The organism is Rhodococcus yananensis, from assembly GCF_020515525.1.
Taxonomy (GTDB): domain Bacteria; phylum Actinomycetota; class Actinomycetes; order Mycobacteriales; family Mycobacteriaceae; genus Rhodococcus; species Rhodococcus yananensis.
Map to the genome: position 1 here is coordinate 42,041 of NZ_JAIYEP010000006.1, position 16,692 is coordinate 58,732.

15 protein-coding genes and 1 tRNA gene are annotated in these 16,692 nt (G+C 68.4%); 5 read left to right on the forward strand and 11 right to left on the reverse strand.

Translation table 11 applies throughout. The features are described from left to right. Positions 1–120 precede the first annotated feature (120 nt). From LDQ05_RS02505 to LDQ05_RS02525, 5 genes are all read right to left on the reverse strand, one after another. Positions 121–1,272 carry a cystathionine gamma-synthase gene (locus LDQ05_RS02505; protein WP_226435322.1) on the reverse strand — a complete coding sequence of 384 codons (1,152 nt, stop codon included), beginning with the start codon at positions 1,270–1,272 and terminating at the stop codon, positions 121–123. A gap of 12 nt (positions 1,273–1,284) precedes the next feature. Next, positions 1,285–2,670, reverse strand: a complete 1,386-nt coding sequence (locus LDQ05_RS02510; protein WP_226435323.1) for a cystathionine beta-synthase — start codon at positions 2,668–2,670, stop codon at positions 1,285–1,287. Between the two features lie 150 nt (positions 2,671–2,820). Further along, positions 2,821–3,672, reverse strand: coding sequence for a Bax inhibitor-1/YccA family protein (locus LDQ05_RS02515; RefSeq protein ID WP_226435370.1), 852 nt, complete (start codon positions 3,670–3,672; stop codon positions 2,821–2,823). Between the two features lie 120 nt (positions 3,673–3,792). Continuing rightward, a complete protein-coding gene (locus LDQ05_RS02520) occupies positions 3,793–4,923 on the reverse strand; it encodes a class I SAM-dependent methyltransferase (protein WP_372461017.1) in 1,131 nt (376 codons plus the stop codon). Further along, a complete protein-coding gene (locus tag LDQ05_RS02525; RefSeq protein WP_226435324.1) occupies positions 4,917–5,282 on the reverse strand; it encodes a hypothetical protein in 366 nt (121 codons plus the stop codon). The genes LDQ05_RS02520 and LDQ05_RS02525 overlap by 7 nt, the downstream gene beginning before the upstream one ends. Before the next feature lie 162 nt (positions 5,283–5,444). On the opposite strand from LDQ05_RS02525, the gene LDQ05_RS02530 reads away from it, so the two are divergent. From LDQ05_RS02530 to LDQ05_RS02550, 5 genes are all read left to right on the forward strand, one after another. Next, positions 5,445–8,921, forward strand: coding sequence for a serine/threonine-protein kinase (locus LDQ05_RS02530; RefSeq protein ID WP_226435325.1), 3,477 nt, complete (start codon positions 5,445–5,447; stop codon positions 8,919–8,921). Positions 8,922–8,939: 18 nt separating this feature from the next. Then, entirely contained in the window at positions 8,940–9,959 is a 1,020-nt protein-coding gene (locus LDQ05_RS02535) for a magnesium transporter CorA family protein (RefSeq protein ID WP_226435326.1), read from the forward strand. Between the two features lie 99 nt (positions 9,960–10,058). After that, the gene (locus LDQ05_RS02540) at positions 10,059–10,259 is read left to right on the forward strand and encodes a CsbD family protein (RefSeq protein ID WP_226435327.1); all 201 of its coding nucleotides are present in this window, start codon (positions 10,059–10,061) and stop codon (positions 10,257–10,259) included. 645 nt (positions 10,260–10,904) lie between these two features. Next, positions 10,905–11,042 carry a hypothetical protein gene (locus tag LDQ05_RS02545; protein ID WP_226435328.1) on the forward strand — a complete coding sequence of 46 codons (138 nt, stop codon included), beginning with the start codon at positions 10,905–10,907 and terminating at the stop codon, positions 11,040–11,042. Between the two features lie 35 nt (positions 11,043–11,077). Further along, complete coding sequence (locus LDQ05_RS02550; protein WP_226435329.1) at positions 11,078–11,851, forward strand: SDR family oxidoreductase; 774 nt, start codon at positions 11,078–11,080, stop codon at positions 11,849–11,851. A gap of 1 nt (position 11,852) precedes the next feature. Here the strand turns inward: LDQ05_RS02550 and LDQ05_RS02555 are convergent, their stop codons facing one another. From LDQ05_RS02555 to LDQ05_RS02580, 6 genes are all read right to left on the reverse strand, one after another. Continuing rightward, on the reverse strand, positions 11,853–12,821 hold the full coding sequence (locus LDQ05_RS02555; protein WP_372461018.1) for a glycine betaine ABC transporter substrate-binding protein: 969 nt from the start codon (positions 12,819–12,821) through the stop codon (positions 11,853–11,855). Beyond that, on the reverse strand, positions 12,818–13,555 hold the full coding sequence (locus LDQ05_RS02560; protein WP_226435330.1) for an ABC transporter permease: 738 nt from the start codon (positions 13,553–13,555) through the stop codon (positions 12,818–12,820). The genes LDQ05_RS02555 and LDQ05_RS02560 overlap by 4 nt, the downstream gene beginning before the upstream one ends. Then, positions 13,552–14,796, reverse strand: coding sequence for an ABC transporter ATP-binding protein (locus LDQ05_RS02565; protein WP_226435331.1), 1,245 nt, complete (start codon positions 14,794–14,796; stop codon positions 13,552–13,554). Before LDQ05_RS02565 ends, LDQ05_RS02560 begins: the two co-directional genes overlap by 4 nt. Beyond that, positions 14,793–15,437, reverse strand: coding sequence for an ABC transporter permease (locus tag LDQ05_RS02570; protein ID WP_226435332.1), 645 nt, complete (start codon positions 15,435–15,437; stop codon positions 14,793–14,795). Before LDQ05_RS02570 ends, LDQ05_RS02565 begins: the two co-directional genes overlap by 4 nt. A 218-nt stretch (positions 15,438–15,655) precedes the next feature. Further along, positions 15,656–15,732 (reverse strand) — tRNA-Leu (locus LDQ05_RS02575). An 8-nt stretch (positions 15,733–15,740) separates the two neighbouring features. Further along, positions 15,741–16,691 (reverse strand): Ppx/GppA phosphatase family protein, encoded by a 951-nt coding sequence (locus tag LDQ05_RS02580; RefSeq protein WP_308013146.1) that lies wholly within the window; start codon positions 16,689–16,691, stop codon positions 15,741–15,743. Between the last annotated feature and the right edge of the window lies 1 nt (position 16,692).

Here is a 16,692-nt window from a genome sequence, read left to right on the forward strand (position 1 = left end):
CGGAGCGAACGTACCCCTCGATCGCTTGATTCGATCGAGGGGTACGTTCGCTCATCACCGGTGTGTGGTCGTCACCGGGGTGTGGTCACCGGCGGACGCCGTCACCGTCGGCGTGTGGCGTCAGGACAGGGCCTGTTCGATGTCGGCGAGGAGATCGGCGGCGTCCTCGATACCGACCGACAACCGCACCAGATCGTCCGGCACCTCGAGCGCCGAACCGGCCGTCGATGCGTGCGTCATCGCACCGGGATGCTCGATGAGCGATTCGACGCCGCCGAGCGACTCCGCGAGAGTGAAGATCTCGGTGCGCTTGCAGAAGTCGAGCGCCGCCTGCCGGCCACCGGCCAGCCGCACCGAGATCATGCCACCGAACCGGCGCATCTGCTTCGCCGCGTACTCGTGACCCGGATGCGACTCGAGACCCGGGTACAGGACGTGGGTGACGGCCTCGTGTCGCGACAGCGCGTCGACGATCTTCTCGGCGTTGTCGCAGTGCCGTTCCATCCGCACGGCGAGGGTCTTGATGCCGCGCAGAGTCAGGAACGCATCGAACGGGCCGGGCACCGCACCCGCACCGTTCTGCAGGAAAGCGAACGCGGTGTCGAGTTCCTCGTCGTTCGTCACCAACGCACCGCCGACGACGTCGGAGTGTCCGCCGATGTACTTGGTCGTCGAGTGCAGCGCGACGTCCGCTCCCAACGACAGCGGCTGCTGCAGGTAGGGCGACGCGAACGTGTTGTCGACGACGAGTTTCGCGCCGCCACCGTGCGCGACCTCGGCGAGCGCGGCGATGTCACCGATGTTCAGCAGCGGGTTCGTCGGAGTCTCGACCCACACCAGTTTGGTTTCAGGACGCAACGCGGCACGCACGGCGTCCGTGTCGTTGACGGGTGCCGGCGTGTACTCGATGCCCCACTGGGTGAACACCTTGTCGATCAACCGGAACGTTCCGCCGTAGGCGTCGTCGGGGATGACGAGGTGGTCGCCGGGGCGCAGCACCGAACGCAGCAGGCAGTCGGTGGCCGCCATGCCGGACCCGAACGCGCGACCGTAGGTTCCACCTTCGAGCGCCGCGAGGTTCGCTTCGAGGGGGCGGCGGGTGGGGTTGCCGGTGCGCGCGTACTCGAAACCGTTCCGCATCTCGCCGACGCCGTCCTGCGCGAACGTCGACGACGCGTAGATGGGCACGTTGACGGCACCGGTCTGCGGGTCGGGTTCGAAGCCGGCGTGGATGGCGCGGGTGGAGAAACCGTGTCGGGTGTTGTCTGTCATGGATTCGGTGTCCTATCGGCCTTGGGAGATGAAACCGAGCAGATCGTGTCGGGTGATGACGCCGACGGGCTTGCCGTCGTCGATCACCATCAGCGCGTCGGTGTCGCCGAACGCCTTCGTGGCGGCGTCGATGGACTCGCCGACACCGATGTTCGGCAGCGGTGCGCTCATGTGTTTCTCGACGGGGTCGGCGAGTTGGGCGCGCCCCTCGAAGACGGCGCCGAGCAGTTCGCGTTCGCTGACGGACCCGGCGACCTCACCGGCGGTGACCGGCGGTTCTGCACCGACGACCGGCATCTGCGACACCCCGTATTCGCGGAGGATCTCGATGGCGTCGCGGACGGTCTCCGACGGGTGGGTGTGCACGAGTGCGGGCAGGTCGCCGGACTTGCCGCGCAGGACGTCGCCGACGGTGGAGTCGTCGGGCTTGCCGTCGAGGGGGGTGCGCAGGAAGCCGTAGGAGGCCATCCACTTGTCGTTGAAGATCTTCGACAGGTAGCCGCGACCGCCGTCGGGCAGCAGCACGACGACGACGGCGTCGGGGCCTTCGCGCTCGGCGACCTCGAGTGCGGCGACGATCGCCATGCCGCACGACCCGCCGACGAGCAGACCCTCCTCGCGCGCGAGGCGACGGGTCATCTCGAACGAGTCGGCGTCGGACACGGCGATGATCTCGTCGGGGATCGCCGGGTCGTAGGCGGCCGGCCAGAAGTCCTCGCCGACACCTTCGACGAGGTAGGGGCGGCCGGTGCCGCCGGAGTAGACGGAACCTTCGGGGTCGGCGCCGATCACCTTGACCGCGCCGCCGGAGATCTCCTTGAGGTAGCGGCCGGTGCCGGAGATGGTGCCACCGGTGCCGACGCCCGCGACGAAGTGGGTGACCTTGCCTTCGGTGTCGCGCCAGATCTCGGGTCCGGTCGTCTCGTAGTGACTGTCGGGACCACCCGGATTCGAGTACTGGTTCGGCTTCCATCCGCCGGGGATCTCACGGGCCAGCCGATCGGAGACACTGTAGTAGCTGTCGGGGTGCTCCGGCGGCACCGCGGTGGGGCACACGACGACCTCCGCGCCGTACGCCTTGAGCACGTTGCGCTTGTCCTCGCTGACCTTGTCGGGACACACGAACACGCACTTGTAACCGCGCTGCTGCGCGACGAGCGCGAGCCCGATGCCCGTGTTGCCGGAGGTCGGTTCGACGATCGTCCCGCCCGGCTTCAACTCGCCCGACTGCTCGGCCGCGTCGATCATCTTCACGGCGATACGGTCCTTCGAGCTGCCGCCCGGGTTGAGGTATTCGATCTTCGCTGCCACGAGCGCCGAGCCCGGTTTCACCACCGAATTGAGCTTGACGAGGGGGGTGTTTCCGATGAGGTCGACGACAGAATCCGCGATGCGCATACATCCATGTTCTCATTCCCGGCGCGTGCCGACCGCTCCACCCGTCCCGGCCACGATCGGCACCCCCGGAAACGACGCTACCCGTGCGCACTTCTGGTAGTGGGAACTACCGGAAGTGCGCACGGGTAGGGGTGGGACGTGCGCCGGAGGCTAGTCGCTCTGGAAGTAGCTGAGCAGGCGCAGGATCTCGACGTACAGCCAGACCAGGGTGACGGTCAGGCCGAGCGCGACACCCCAGGCCGCCTTCTCGGGGGCGCGAGCACGGATCAGCTGATCGGCGGAATCGAAGTCCAGCAGGAAGCTGAACGCGGCGATGCCGATGCACACGAGGCTGAAGATGATCGCGATCGGTCCACCGTCACGCAGTCCGAATCCACCGTCGATGAAGAAACCGGCGATCAGGTTGCCCAGCGCGAGGACCAGCACACCGACGAGCGCGCCGATGATCATGCGGGTCAGTCGCGGGGTGACGCGGATCGCACCGGTGCGGTACACGACGAGCATGCCGAAGAACACACCGAACGTGCCGAGCACGGCCTGCGCGATCAGCGTCGCACCACCGGCCCCGCCGAACGAGATGTCGGTGAACATGAACGACAACGCGCCGAGGAAGACACCTTCGGCGACGGCGTAGGCGAGGACGATGGCCGGGTTGTCCATCTTGCGCCCGAAGGTCGCGAAGAGCACCAGCCCGAAGCCGATGAGACCGCCACCGATGACGAACGGGGCCGCCAGAGCGATATTGGAGTTGACGAGGACGTAGGAGATCAACGCCGACACCGCCAGCACACCGAGCGTGATGCCGGTCTTGGTGACGACGTCGTCGATGGTCATCGTCCGCTGATCGGTGGGGTGTGCCCACTGATCCGCGGGAGCGTACTGAGGTTGGCCGAATTGCTGGGTGACCTGTGCGGCGCCCGCGCTCGCGGAGCCGAATGTGGCGTATCCGCCGCCCTCTTGCTTGGGCAGGTTGCGGAACACCGGGTTGCTGGTGGTGCGCACCGTGCTCATCCCTTCTGATGGTCGCTACTGTCCGTTCAACGAGGCAGCCGCTGCGAGAGTTCCCGCCGCGGGGCAGACCGTCTCTGGGGCCGCCCGTGCAGACCCCGGACAAACCGGACTCTACCGGGTGCGCACCGACCGGGTGACCGTGAACTTGCGGTTCCGGCCCGCGATCGTCGTCGCTCCGACGTGTTTCTGCAGGACACCTCGATATCCGAGATGCGAGTTGTACACGGTCCACAGTTCACCGCCGTCACGCAGCAGCCGAGCCGCAGCGGCGAACATCTTCTCCGCGGCACCGGTGTGCACAGCGGCACCGATGTGGAACGGTGGATTGCACACCACGACGTCGACGGAGGCATCGGACAACGACCCTGCGACGTCGTCACGCAATGTGTCGATGCGGTCGGCGAGTCCGTTCGCGGCGGCGGTCGCGGCGGCGGAGGCGACGGCAGCCGCCGACTGGTCGGTCGCGATGACACGCACGCCGGGCCGCAGCTTCGCCAGTTCCGCGGCGAGAATCCCCGTTCCGCACCCGAGGTCCACGGCCACGTCGATGTCACGTCGGGTCTGTCTCAGGAAATCCAGCAGATAGCGGGTGCCGATGTCGAGTTTCGCGCCGGCGAACGCTCCCCCGTGGGCGACGACCGTCAGTTCTGTTCCGGCGATCGTCTCGCGCACCGGGTACGTCGGGTCGCCCGGGCGTGGCCCGCGTGCGACGAGCACCCGCGACTTCTGCCGCCCCCGCGACGCGTGGACGTCCGCGAACGATTCGGCGAGCACATCGTTCATGGCGTGGGTGATGTGCTTGTCGCGACCACCGGCGAACACGGCGACGTCGGGATGCGCATGCCGGGCGACGGTCTCGGCGATCTCGGTGAGCGCGGCCAACGACCGCGGCAACCTCAGCAACACGACCCGGGCGTCGGTGAGCAGATCGGCGTCGAGCCCGTGGGAGACGTAGCGGTCGGCGAGTCCCTCACGGTCGGCGTTCGCGGCGAGGGCGCGTTCCGCGACGATCGAATCCTGGTGGACGCGCAGCGCCCCCGCGTCGTGCCGCACCGCCGCGCCGAGGGTGAGAGCACCGTACTGATCGTCGACGACGGCGACGGTGCCGCGCGGTGCGGCACCGAGCGCAGCCGCCGCCTCGTCGAGGAGGAGGCGGTCGGCGGCGTCGACGGCGACCAGGTTGGGCGCTTCCACGTCCGGGAAGCGCCGCAACCTGTCGAACAGCCCGTTGTCGATCAGCACTGCCCCTTGCCGGCGTTGTCGATCGCGCGGAGGGTGTCGGCCTGCTGTTCCTCGCTCAGGTTCGCCCATTCGGGGAGCTGCTGCTGTGCCTCGGCGACCGCGGCAGCGGCCTCGACGCGATCCTGACCCCATCCCTCGAGCTGATCGAGGTACGGCAGCAGGGCCTCGCAGTTCTCCTCGTAGCTCTTGCCGAGCTCGACGGTGGTGGTGACCGTGCCGTCGGACTCGGTTCCGGTCGACGCGGCCGCGCTCGTGCTGGTGGTGTCCGTGGCCGAATCGGAAGCGTCGTCGGACGATCCGCATGCCGCGGCCAGCAGGACCACACCTGCGCCGACCAGCGCCGCGAGAGTCTTCTTCATTCTTCTGTCCCACTTCTGATAGCAGTGTCGTGTCGGTCCGGGTCGTCGGCGGTGCCGCCGCGTCCCGGCGGCACAAAGGTAGTCCAGAACCCGCCGCCGATCAGCGCCGGGCATACACCCACCGGAACTATCCTGGAGAAACCCCTGAACGAGGCACCGCCGATGACCGACAATGATCCGTTCGCCACGCAGCGCGCACCGGTTTTCGACGATTCCGACACCGGGATCGCACATGCGCTCGCCGCGGCCGGTCTCACCGATCCCGAAGAGATCGGACGCGGCGGATTCGGTGTGGTGTACCGGTTCCGCCAGGAGTCCTTGGACCGGACGGTCGCGGTGAAGATCCTCAGTGCCACCCTCGACCCGGAGAACCTCGAACGGTTCCTGCGCGAGCAGCGGGCGATGGGCCGACTGTCGGGGCATCCGCACATCGTGACGGTGCTGCAGGCGGGCACCACGACCACGGGCATGCCGTACCTGGTGATGCACTACCACCCGCACGATTCGCTCGAGGCCCGCATCCGACGTCACGGGCCGCTGCCGTGGCCCGAAGCGCTGCGCACCGGCATCAAGGTGGCGGGTGCACTCGAAACCGCGCATCGCGCCGACGTCCTGCATCGGGACGTCAAGCCCGGCAACATCCTCATCACCGAATACGGAGAACCGCAGCTCACCGACTTCGGTATCGCCCGCGTCGGCGGCGGTTTCCACACCTCGTCGAGCATGGTGACCGGGTCTCCCGCATTCACGGCCCCGGAGGTCCTGCACGGGCACGCACCGACCGCCGCCGGCGATGTGTACGGGCTGGCGGCCACCCTGTTCTGCGCGATCACCGGGCACGCCGCCTACGAACGCCGGGAGGGCGAGAAGGTGGTAGCGCAGTTCCTGCGGATCACGTCCGAGCCGGTCCCCGATCTGCGTGGCGCCGGGATCCCCGACGACGTGTGCGACGTCCTCGAGCGGGGCATGTCCACCGATCCCGGCGAGCGGCCCGCGTCGGCAGCGGAGTTCGGTGAACTGCTGCGCCGGATCGAGTACCGGCACGGCCTGACCGTCGACGACATGGCCGTACCCGACACGACACCGGACGGCACCGTCACCGGCAGTGCCCCGGTGGACACGACCGGCCCCGATTCGCGGCGTCTGCCGTCGACGTCGTTCACGTCACCGTCGACGGCACCGGCCACCCGCTTCCGGCCGCCCGCACCCGCGCGTCCGCTGGTGACCCGCACCCGCCTGATCGACCTGCTGCGCGCCGGGCAGCGACGCCGACTCACCGCGATCCACGCGCCCACCGGGTTCGGCAAATCCACTCTGGCGGCGCAGTGGCGCGATGTGCTGGTGGCCGAAGGGGTCCCGGTGGCGTGGCTCGCCGTCGACGGTGACGACAACAACGTCCTGTGGTTCCTCACCCACCTCGTCGAAGCGATCGAACAGGTGCAGCCGCAGCTCGGCCGGCAGCTCGGGCAGATACTGGAGAACCACGGCGACGACGCGGAGCGGTACGTGCTGAGCACCCTGATCGACGACCTGCATCGCGCCGACACCCCCACCACGCTGGTCATCGACGACTGGCACCGCGTCACCTCCACCGCGACCGTGGCGGCACTCGACTTCCTCCTCGAGCGCGGCTGCCATCACCTGCAGATCATGGTGACGAGCCGGAGCCGGACCGGTCTGCCGCTGAGCCGGATGCGGGTGCGCGACGAACTCGTCGAGATCGACTCGGCCGAGCTACGTTTCGACACCGACGAATCCGATTCGTTCCTGCGCGACATCAGCGGGCTGCATCTCGACCGGGAGGACGTCCGCGACCTCAACAGATCGACGGAGGGGTGGGCGGCCGCGCTGCAGTTGGCGTCGTTGTCCCTGCGCGACAGCGACGATCCCACCGAGTTGATCGAGTCGATCACGGGCCGTCACCACGCGATCGGCGAGTTCCTCGCCGACAACGTGCTGTCCACACTCGAACCGGAGGTCTACGAGTTCCTGCTGGCCACGTCCGTCACCGAATCCGTGAGCGGCAGCCTCGCCTCGGCGCTCACCGGTGATCCACGGGGGCAGGCGCTGCTCGAGGAGATCGAACAACGCGACCTGTTCCTGCGCCACATCGACGACGAGCGCATCTGGTTCCGTTACCACCACCTGTTCCTCGATTTCCTGCGGCGGCGGCTCGAACGCGACCATCCCGAACGGATTCCGGAACTGCATCGCGTCGCCTCCCGCTGGTTCGAGCGCCACCACATGCTCAGCGAGGCCGTCGATCACGCTCTGGAAGCGGGCGACGAGGACCATGCGGTCGATCTGGTCGCCACGGACGGCACCTACCTGATGGAACACGGGCGGATGACGACGCTGCTCACGCTCGTCGACAAGCTGCCGTCCCGCGCGGTGTCCCGGGACGCCCGGATCCAGCTGGCATTGTGCTGGGCGAACGGTGCCCTGCAGCGGGCCGGCAGGGCGCGGGCAGCGCTCGCCGCCGCCCGCGCGGCCGCGGCCACCGGCGACGACGTGCTCGCCATCGAAACGGATGTCGCGGAGGCCGCTATCCTCATGAACGACGATCACCTCTCCGGTATCGACGCGCTCGTCGCCCCGTGCCTCGACGACCCCGACCGGTTCGCTCCGTGGGTCGTCGCCGCCGCCGCGGTCTTCGCGACGTACGCCGATCTCTTCCGGTTCGATTTCGACGGTGCACTCCGTCGTCAGGAATGGGCCGAGCCGTACCAGCGGGCCACGCGGGGACCGTTCGCGGGGATCTACGGCCGGTGCCTCGCCGGGATCGCCGAAACCGAGTTGCTCGACGTGGTGGCGGCGGAAGGACACTTCCGCGCGGCGTTGCGGGCGGCGCGGCGCAGCGGCGGCATCCATTCGCACGGTGGCCGTCTCGCCGCCGCGATGCTCGGTGACCTGCTCTACGAGCAGGGCCGCATCAGCGAGGCCGAAGCGCTCCTCGACGAGAGTTCCGAACTCGGCATCGAAGGGGGAACACCGGATTTCATGTTCGCCCGCTTCGCGACGGCCGCGCGACTGAAAATGGTGTGCGGCGACCGCGACGCAGCGACCGCGCTGCTCGACGACGGGATGCGGGCCGCCGCCGCGCACGGGCTGCCGCGACTGCGCGCACGGATCCGGAACGAACGCGTCCGCATGGGCCTGCCGGTGGACGTCGCCGCGCCGCGGACGATGCCCGACTCCGACGTACCCGATCCGGACGGGGTCGCGGAGTTCACGGCGCAGACCGACGACGCCACCTCCATCCGCCTGCTCTATCGCAGCGGCGATCCCGAGGCCGTCACCCGCGCCGTGGAGTGGGCCCGCCTGTGGCACCGTCGCACCGCGAACGGGCGGCCGCGGGCGCATCTACAGGCGGCCCGTCTGCTGGTGGCCTGCCTCGAGAGTGCGGGGGCGGAGGACGAGGCCGACCGGCTCGCCGCGTCGATCGTCGCGGTGTGCGGATCACGCGGCATGCTGCGTTACCTCGTCGACGGTGGCAGCCGTGTCGTCGCGGTCCTGGAGCGGCTGCGCGCCCGCCTCGACGGTGGGCGGTGGCCGGCGGACTGGCCGGTCGTCGACGCGACGTTCCTGAACGAGATGCTGCGACTCACCGAGTCGGGAGAGACCAGTACCCGGCTGTGAGTGGGGCACACTGCATCCGTGACGTCGACACACAGAGGTGCGGTCCGGACCCGACTGTGGCGTGACGGTGTCCTCACCGCCGAGGACTTCCCGCTCACCGAGGTGTCCGACCATCTCGCCGACGAACACGCGCTGGTGTGGGTTGATCTGGACGATCCGGCCCACGAGCAGATGCACGATCTCGCGGCGGAACTGCAACTGGATCCGCACGCCGTCGAGGACGCGCTCGCCCGCGGCGAACGCACGAAGGCGACGCGCTATCCCACGCACACGTTCGTCACCGTGTACGCGACGCACCTCGAGGACGGCGTCGTGGACGACCGCGTCGACGTGGTGTCGCGCCTACGGACCACCCGGGTGTCGGCCTTCATGTTGCCGCGCGGAATGGTGACGGTACGCCGCGGCGGCCCCTTCGAGATCGCCGACGTGGTGGACCGGTGGGACGAACACCCCGACCTGTTGCGTTTCGGGACGGGCGCGTTGCTGCACGGGCTGCTCGACGTCGTCGTCGACGGCCAGTTCGACACCGTCCAGGCTCTCGACGACGCCATCGAGACACTCGAGGACGGATTGTTCGACGACACCGCGGCGACCCGCACCATCCAGCACCACATCTTCCGCATCCGGAAGGAACTCGTTCTGCTGCGCCGCGTCGTGTTGCCGATGCGCGAGGTGGTCACGGTGGTGATGAGACACCGCACCGAGCAGGACACGCACCCCGAACTGGACAGCTGGTACACGGATCTGTACGACCACGTCATCCGCGCGACGGAGTGGACGGAATCACTGCGCGACATGGTGACGACCCTGTTCGAGACGAACCTGTCGCTGCAGGACGCCCGGTTGAACACGGTCATGAAGAAGCTTTCCGGCTGGGCGGCCATCGTGGCGGTGCCGACGGCGATCACCGGCTGGTACGGCATGAACGTGCCCTACCCGGGGTTCGGCCAGTTCTGGGGTGTGGTGGCGGGGACCGCGATCATCGTGGGTTCGTCGAGCGGGCTGTACCTGCTGTTCAAGCAGCGCGATTGGCTCTGAGTTCCCGGGGGACGCCGTGGTCGAACCGTGTTTCGGGGACGACGCACGGGGGTATCCGCCGAGGGTACGAAGCTCGTGTCCTGGACCCGAGGAGGATCGATGGCCGACTTCATCGACAAGGCCAAGCACAAGGCGGAAGAAGCCGCCGGCAAGTTCAAGGAGAAGGCAGGGAAGGCCACCGACGACCGCGACCTGGAAGCCGAAGGCAAGGGCGATCAGGTATCCGGTGGTCTCAAACAGGCGGGCGACAAGTTGTCCGATGCCGTGGACGACGTCAAGGACAGCTTCAAGGACAAGTGACCTGCACCGACACGGTGAACGCCCCGACAGTCACGGGCGCTCACCGTCGTCCGGTGCCCGCACCCGACCCGGCTGCGATGTCCCCCGTCTACCGGTGGTGGGCGAGGAGGACGCTGCCGTGCCCGCGTCGGCCGAGCTCGCGCACCAGCTCCCACCACACGATCCATCACCTCGAGCAGCCGGGTGTACGCCCGGGTCGGTTGGCGACGCCGCGGCACACGTCGGACTGAGCCTCAATCCACCGACGTTCGGGGCAGGTAACGGCGTGTCGAAATCAAGAAAGCGCCCCTGAGCTGGGGTGTTTGATGTTCTTCACGCACAAACCAATCCAGTTCGCGCTTCCGGTGCCAGTGTCCCACAGGTTCTATCGGTGCTCCGCCCACACCTGATCGCACTCACGGACCGCATCAAGCTGCTCCCCGGCAGTGTGTCCGGGCGCGCGGGACCGCGCCCCCGCATCCGGACCGGGAGCGGTGTAGGGTCGTTCGTATCGGCTGGCCCGCGTACCTGATCTTCGATTTCGACGCGAGCGTCGATGCTTTCCCCGAGTCGCGTCTGCGCCGAGCCGCGCATCACGTCGCGCACGCCACCGCGCCTCGCCGGACCCCTTCACTTCCATGCCACAGCTGTATCCGAGAGGACCCCATGAGCCAGTCACCCGCCAGTTACGGCCCGTTGTTCCTGCAACCGACCGACCCGAAGACCCCCGAGCCCGAACAGGTGTCGCAGCCCGCATCCACCGAGCCGCTCGACTACACCTCGCTGTTCTCGTCCCGCGCCTGACCGAGCCCCGGTCGTCGACCGATGGGAGTGGACCCGTGAGCACCGTTCTGGTCGTGGGAGGCACCGGCACCGCCGGATCCGCCACCGTCGGCGAACTCGTGTCCCGGGGACACACCGTGCGCGTGTTGAGCCGACACGCCCCCGTCCGACCACCCGACGGCGCGGTGCACACCCCCGGCGACCTGACGACCGGAACCGGGCTGGCCGAGGCTCTGGTGGGCGTCGATGTCGTCGTCAGCGCCGTCGACGGCCGCACGAAGTCCACGCGGCGCATCTTCACCGACGGTGCGCGCGCCCTCGGCACCGCCGCCCGCGACGCCGGGGTGCGGCGCACGGTGCTGCTGTCGATCGTCGGGGTGGACCACGTGCAGTTCTCCTACTATGCGGCGCTCACCGAACAGGAACGGATCCACGCGTCGTTCGGCCCCGGCACCGTGATCGTCCGCTCCACGCAGTTCCACAACCTGATCGATTCGCTCTTCACGGCGACCGCGCGTGTCGGGATGCTGCCGGTCGCGCGCGGGGCACGGTTCCAGCCGATCGCGCCGGCGGACGTCGGGCGCGCGTTGGCCGACGCCGCGCTCGATCCGGCACCCGGCGACCGGATCGAGGTCGGAGGCCCCGACATCGTGCCGATGCGGGAACTCGCACAGATCTGGAAGCGGGTGACGGGGTCGCGGGCGCTCGTGGTCGAACTCCCGGTTCCCGGGTCGGTGGGTCGGTTCCTGCGCGAGGGCCGGAACCTGACACCGGACAACCGCTACGGCACCATGCCGTTCGAGCAGTGGCTGACGGCACGTCGCGGCTGATCTACTCCACGAGCCCTTCGTTCCGCAACCAGTCGTAGGCGACGTCGGACGGTTCCTCCCCGTCGATGTCGACCCGCCCGTTCAGTTCACGCATCACGTCGTCGGTGAGCCGTTCCGACAACGCGCCCAGCAGGTCGGCGATCGCGGGGTGGGCGGCGAGCACCTCCCCGCGCACCACCGCCGTTCCGCTGTACGGCAGGAAGAAGTCCCGGTCGTCGTCGAGCACCCGCAGGTCCAGGTTCCTGATCCGCCCGTCGGTGGTGTAGACCATGCCGAAGTTGCACGGCGAACTCGCCGCCGTCGACGTGTACACCACACCCGCGTCCATCCTCGTCACGTTCCCGGCGGGTACACCGTCCGGTGTGTTGTACGGGATTCCGTACGTCTCCAGCATGGGAACGAAACCATCGGGACGGCTGAAGAATTCGTCGTCGACGCAGAACGTCCTGTCCGCCACCGGGAGAGCGGCGACGTCGTCGAGACTGCGCACCCCCAGACGTTCCGCGGTCCGCGCGGACGCCGCGAAGGCATACGTGTTGTCGAAATTCGCCGGCGGTAACCAGATCAGGTCGTACTCCTGCCTCTCGATGTCGCGGACCCGCTCCCACAACTCGGTGGGATCGGCGATCGTCTCGGTCATACCGTGATACGTCACCCAGGCCGTCCCCGTGTACTCCCAGATGACGTCGGCGTCGCCGTTGACCATCGCCTGTCGCGACGGGGCGGCGCCCGGCGCCCCGGTCATGTCGGTGACGTCGGCGCCCGCCGCCGCGAGATAGGTCGCCGTGATCTTGCCGAGCAGCACCCCTTCGGTGAAACTCTTGGATGTGACGGTGAGTGCGGCGCCGTCCAGCGGTGCGTCTCCGTCGGGGAGTGTCGCGTGCCGGAACGACCCCGACGAACTGACCAGACCGCACCCGACGACCGCGAGCACGACCAGCACCGCGAGGAACGCGCGCAGCCGGATCACGTCAGTCCCCGCGGGGTCGCGACCAACTCGACGAGCCGGCCCGACCAGTCGATGATCAACGCAAGCAGCGCCACGAGAATCGCGCCCGAGATCAGCAGTGCCGGCAGGAACAACGTGACGCCGGTGGTGATCAACGTCCCCAGGCTCGGCGCACCGATGAACGTGCTCAGCGTCGCCGTCCCGACGAGGATGACCAGTGCGATCCGGACGCCGTTGAGGATGATGGGCACGGCGAGCGGCAACTCGACACGCAACAGCGTCCGCATGCCCGAGAATCCGATCCCTCGCGCGGCTTCGACGACCCGCCGATCCACCTGACGCAACCCGACGATGGTGTTCTGCAGGATCGGCAGCATCGCATACACCACGAGCCCCACCACGGCCGTCCGGAACCCGGTGCCGAGCCACATCGTGAACAGCACCAGCAGGCCCACCGCGGGCGCGGCCTGGCCGACATTCGCGATGTTCACCACGACGGGGTTGAGCCGGCTCAGCGAATCGCGGGTGAGCAGGATTCCGAGCGGCACCGCGATCGCCACCACGATCGCGGCCGCGACCACCGTCAACACGATGTGGTCGACGATGGTGGCGCTGAGATTGTCCCAGCCCAACGCCGCCTGCTCGGTCTCGGTGAACGAGGTCGTCAGATACCAGATCGCATAGCCGACACCGACCACGACGATGATCAGCGGCTCGAACCACACGTCCACGGGAAGTCGTCCTGCGCGCTTCAACTCGACCTCCGACCGTCGTCCGCGGAACCTTCGGTGTGCGAGACGTACGATGGTTCGTCGTCTTCCGCCCGTACCTCCGCCGTGTAGGAGCGGATCACCGCCATGACCGTGTCGATCCGCAACGAACCGCGCACACGTCCGCGCCCGTCGGTGACGAGGACACCGCCCTGACTCGCCGCGAGCATCGTGTCGAGCGCATCGTTGAGCGTGGACGCCTCACCGACCACCGGTAGCCGCCCGTCGATGTAGTCGGAGATCTGCGGTTTCGTCGCCACCTCGGCGAGGGTGGGCCAGGCGCGCGGCCGGCCGCGCGCGTCGACCGCCACGATCCGGTCGTGACCCCGCGCGCGGGCGCGTTCGAGGACCGCGTGGGCGTCCTCCCCCACCGAGGCCGTGACGACCGGTTCGTGCTCGACGTCCCGCACCCGCGTCAACGTCAACTGCGCGAGCGTGGCGCCCGAACCGATGAATTCCGCGACGAACGGGCTCGCCGGGTTCGCGAGGATCTCCGCGGGCGGTGCGTACTGCTCGATGTGGCCGCCTTCGGACAGGATCAACACCCGGTCGCCGAGTTTCGTCGCCTCCTCGAAGTCGTGGGTGACCACGACGATCGTCTTGCCCAGTTCCTGCTGAATACCGAGGAGACTGTCCTGCAGTCGAACCCGGGTGATCGGGTCGACCGCGCCGAACGGTTCGTCCATCAGCAGCACGGGCGGGTCGGCAGCGAGGGCACGCGCCACACCGACACGTTGCTGCTGCCCGCCGGACATGTCCTTGGGCAACCGATTCGCGTAGGTGTCCGGGTCGAGGCCCACGAGATCGAGGAGGTGCTCGGTGCGTTCGGTGATCCTCGCTCGGTCCCATCCCAGTACTCGGGGTATCGCCCCGACGTTCTTGGCCACCGTCCAGTGCGGGAAAAGCCCACCCGACTGGATGACGTATCCGATGGATTGCCTGAGCCTGTCGGGGTTCTCGTCGGTGACATCGCGGTCGCCGATGAGAATTCGACCTTCGGTGGGCTCGATGAGCCGGTTGATCATCTTCAGGGTCGTGGTCTTCCCGCAGCCGGAGGGTCCCACGAACGCCACGATCTCACCGGCCTCGATGTCCAGATCGAGTCGCTCTACGGCCGGTTTCTCCTGTCCACGATAGCGTTTGGCCACGCCGTCGAGCCTGATGGACGCACCGGTGATGCGTCGCTCCGTCGCGCCGGGCTCGGCGCGGGTGTGATCACGCGTCATCGCAAACCCTTCGAGATCGTCAGGCGCCCCAGCAGAACCAGCAGGGCATCGAACACCAACGCCACCGCGACGATGAGAATCGTGCCGGTCAAGGCCATTTCGACAGAATTGGTACCGCCGAGCCGCGACAGACCGTTGAAGATGAGCGAGCCGAGTCCGGGACCGAGAACGTAGGCGACGATCGCGGCGACACCGACGATCATCTGCGTCGACACACGGATCCCGGACAGGATCACCGGCCACGCGATGGGGAGTTCGACGAACGCGAGGATCCGCCATCGCGCGAGTCCGATTCCGCGCGCCGCTTCGACGACCGCGGGCGACACCGACCGCAGGCCGACGACGGCGTTCCCGATCACCGGCATCGCCGCGAAGAACGCGAGCATCAGGAACGACGGGGTGACGCCGAGGCCGAACGGCACGATCAGCAGGGCGAGCAGCGCGAGGGACGGGATGGTCAGCGCGACCCTGCTGCCGGTCAGGGTGAGCGACGACACGACAGGCAGGCGGTAGACGGCCACCGCGACGGCCAGGGCGACGATGCTGCCGACCAGCACGGTTTGGAACGCGAGCGAGGCGTGCTGGTACGTCAGGAACAGCAGCGTCTCCTCGCGCCCCCGGACGTACTGCCAGAGGTCCACAGCCCTCTCCCGTCCCGTCGACGCCGGTTCGTGACGGCGCGCGGAGCTCCGACGCGCTGTCCGCCCCAGCTAACCGCACCGACGACGTTCGTGTACCCGATTCCGCCGCGGTTGGTCGTGGACGACCCACGCTCCTTCCCGCGGCTCGAACTGCTTCCCGCGGCGGTAATCACACCCGCGGGAAACAGTTGCGGCCGCGGGAAGGAGCCCGCCGTCGATGGTGCCCCCAGTCGGACTCGAACCGACACTGCGCGGATTTTAAGTCCGCTGCCTCTGCCAATTGGGCTATGGGGGCCTCCGGAATCACCCCTGTTGCGTGACCGACAGGGCGATTCCGTCGAGGATGTCGTGTTCACTCACGACGAGTTCGGTGATGCCCGCGCGTGCGGCGAGTTCGTCGGCCAGGACCGTCGTCACGATCGATCCACCACCGATGACGTCGACACGGCCTTCGTGCATCGGCCCGAGCGCGGCGCGTTCGGTGCGGGTCGCGGCGACCAGGCCGTCGCACACCTGCCGCAGCCGGTCGAGCGGCACCGACGACAGGTGGATCCGCTCCGGGTCGTACACGTCCAGGTCGTGCGCGAGGGCGGCGAGGGTGGTCATGGTGCCCGCGACACCCACCCACGTCCTCGCCTGCTCCACCGGCACCTGTGCGAGCGCTTCGGCGACCTTCTCCGACGCGAAAGCTCGTGCCGCAGAGACCTGGTCGGCGGTGGGCGGATCGTCGTGCAGGCAACGTTCCGTCAACCGCACGCAACCGATGTCGGTGGAGTACGCGGCGCGCACGTCGTTCGCGTCGCCGAGGACCACCTCCGTGGATCCACCGCCGAGATCGACGACGACGAACGGACCCCGGGCGGGGTCGAGTTCGCCGACGGCACCGGTGAACGACAGGCGGGCCTCCTCGTCGCCGGTGATGACCTCGGCCTCGGCACCGGGGATCACCGCGCCGAGGACCTCGCGGGTCATCGCGAAGAAGTCCTCGCGATTGCTCGCGTCGCGGGTCGCGGACGTCGCGACCATCCGCACGGCGGTCGCACCGGTCTCCCGGATCAGGTCGGCGTAGTCGCTCAACGCCGCCCGGGTACGTTCGATGGCTTCGGGTGCGAGCCGGCCGGTGGCGTCGACCCCCTGCCCGAGCCGCACCACCCGCATGAGCCGGGTGACGTCGACGAGCGCACCGGACGCGTCGACGTCGGCGATCAGGAGACGGATCGAGTTGGTGCCGCAGTCGATGCCGGCGACCCGCACC

Excerpts from the sequence above, each read along its gene's own strand:
- LDQ05_RS02505 (WP_226435322.1), bottom strand. The coding sequence starts at position 1,272 with ATGACAGACAACACCCGACACGGTTTCTCCACCCGCGCCATCCACGCC.
- LDQ05_RS02510 (WP_226435323.1), bottom strand. The coding sequence starts at position 2,670 with ATGCGCATCGCGGATTCTGTCGTCGACCTCATCGGAAACACCCCCCTC.
- LDQ05_RS02525 (WP_226435324.1), bottom strand. The coding sequence starts at position 5,282 with ATGAAGAAGACTCTCGCGGCGCTGGTCGGCGCAGGTGTGGTCCTGCTG.
- LDQ05_RS02530 (WP_226435325.1), top strand. The coding sequence starts at position 5,445 with ATGACCGACAATGATCCGTTCGCCACGCAGCGCGCACCGGTTTTCGAC.
- LDQ05_RS02540 (WP_226435327.1), top strand. The coding sequence starts at position 10,059 with ATGGCCGACTTCATCGACAAGGCCAAGCACAAGGCGGAAGAAGCCGCC.
- LDQ05_RS02545 (WP_226435328.1), top strand. The coding sequence starts at position 10,905 with ATGAGCCAGTCACCCGCCAGTTACGGCCCGTTGTTCCTGCAACCGACC.
- LDQ05_RS02565 (WP_226435331.1), bottom strand. The coding sequence starts at position 14,796 with ATGACGCGTGATCACACCCGCGCCGAGCCCGGCGCGACGGAGCGACGC.